Origin of the sequence: Bowmanella yangjiangensis (assembly GCF_017255015.1) — a bacterium.
Lineage (GTDB): Bacteria > Pseudomonadota > Gammaproteobacteria > Enterobacterales > Alteromonadaceae > Bowmanella > Bowmanella yangjiangensis.
On the sequence record NZ_JAFKCS010000210.1, the window covers coordinates 1 to 1,422 of the forward strand.

A 1,422-nucleotide genomic window follows, 5' to 3' on the forward strand; every position below is an offset into this window, starting at 1 on the left:
TGATCAGCATGAACAAGCGGATCTTCACCGCGGCGCTTTGCGTCGTGGCCCTGCAGACCGGCCCAGCCGGTGCTGCAGAAACGGGCGGGGGCGAGCAGCAGATCGTGCGTGCCGGCACTCAGGCCTCGATCGCCGGCCCGGAGCGGTTCTTCACCGGCCGTGCGCGGATCGACCCGATCTGGCCGGCCGATGAGCACATCAATACCTCCGGTGCGCTGGTTACCTTCGAGCCCGGCGCACGTTCGGCCTGGCATACCCATCCGGCCGGTCAGCGTCTGCTGGTTACTTCCGGCGTCGGCCTGACCCAGGAATGGGGCAAGCCGGTCCGGGTAATCCGCCCCGGCGACGTGGTCTGGTGTCCGCCAGGCGTCAAGCACTGGCATGGCGCGGCTCCGGACACGGCGATGACCCATATGGCGATCACCGCGACCCTGGACGGCAAGAACGTCAACTGGCTGGAGAAAGTGAGCGATGAGCAGTATGGCCAAACGCATCAGGACTAGGTCGGGCCTGGCCATCGCTGCACTCGGCGTCGTTCTGGGCCTCGGCGAACCGGCGCGTAGCGCCATCGCCGAGGAGAACCCGGAGCAACCTGCCAGCAGCCATGCAACCCTCGACGCACGTCAGCAGGCCATCGTGCCGATCGCTGCGTTCGCTGCCGCCGGTGATATCGCGAGGCTCAACGGCGCCCTCGAACAGGGCCTCGACCTCGGCATGAGCATCAGCGACGCCCGTGAGGTGCTGGTACAGCTCTACGCCTATGCGGGTTTTCCGCGCAGTCTCAATGCGCTGTCCGAGCTGATGAGGGTCGTCGAGGCACGCAAGGCCAGGGGCATCGAAGATGCGCCCGGGCGCGAGCCGAGTCAGCCCGTGCCCAAGGGCGATGCGCTGCTGGCTGCCGGCACGGCCAACCAGACCAGGCTGGCCGGAGCCGTGGTCGAGGGGCCGTTGTTCGACTTCGCCCCGGTAGCCAATGAGTACCTGCGCGCTCACCTGTTCGGTGCCATCTTCGAACGCGACAACCTCGACTGGCACAGCCGTGAACTGGCAACCCTGAGCATGCTCGCGGCACTGCCCGGCGCCGAGGCGCAACTGCAGGCGCACATGCGCATGAGCATGAACATCGGTGTCAGTGCCGCACAGTTACGGCAGCTGAGCGAGGTGCTGGGGGAGCGCGTCACCGCCGAAGCTGCCGAGCGCGCCCAGCAGGCGCTGCAGCGCCAGCTGAGCCCGTAACAGGTTTCGGCCCGGCTGGCCTTCGCACAGGCTAGCCGGCGCTCGGCAGATGATCCGCAGGATCGAAGCGCTCGCCGGTGTCCAGGCGAATTCCGCGCAGGTGCCGGGTGTGCAGGTACGAGGCATGCAGGGCCTCGGCGAAGTAGCTAATCAGGAGCGAGCGGCGACGTGCGCCGCTCGGGTTCA

Annotated in this window: 2 protein-coding genes; both read left to right on the forward strand. The window is 67.5% G+C overall.

The genetic code is table 11. The features are described from left to right. A partial coding sequence (locus J0A65_RS23380; RefSeq protein ID WP_232850123.1) for a (R)-mandelonitrile lyase occupies positions 1-503 on the forward strand: 503 nt, incomplete at its 5' end. After that, positions 481-1,236: a carboxymuconolactone decarboxylase family protein gene (locus tag J0A65_RS23385; protein ID WP_206596685.1), complete on the forward strand. Its 756-nt coding sequence runs from the start codon at positions 481-483 to the stop codon at positions 1,234-1,236. The genes J0A65_RS23380 and J0A65_RS23385, both read left to right, overlap by 23 nt. The last annotated feature ends 186 nt before the right edge of the window (positions 1,237-1,422 follow it).

Excerpts from the sequence above, each read along its gene's own strand:
- J0A65_RS23385 (WP_206596685.1), top strand. The coding sequence starts at position 481 with ATGGCCAAACGCATCAGGACTAGGTCGGGCCTGGCCATCGCTGCACTC.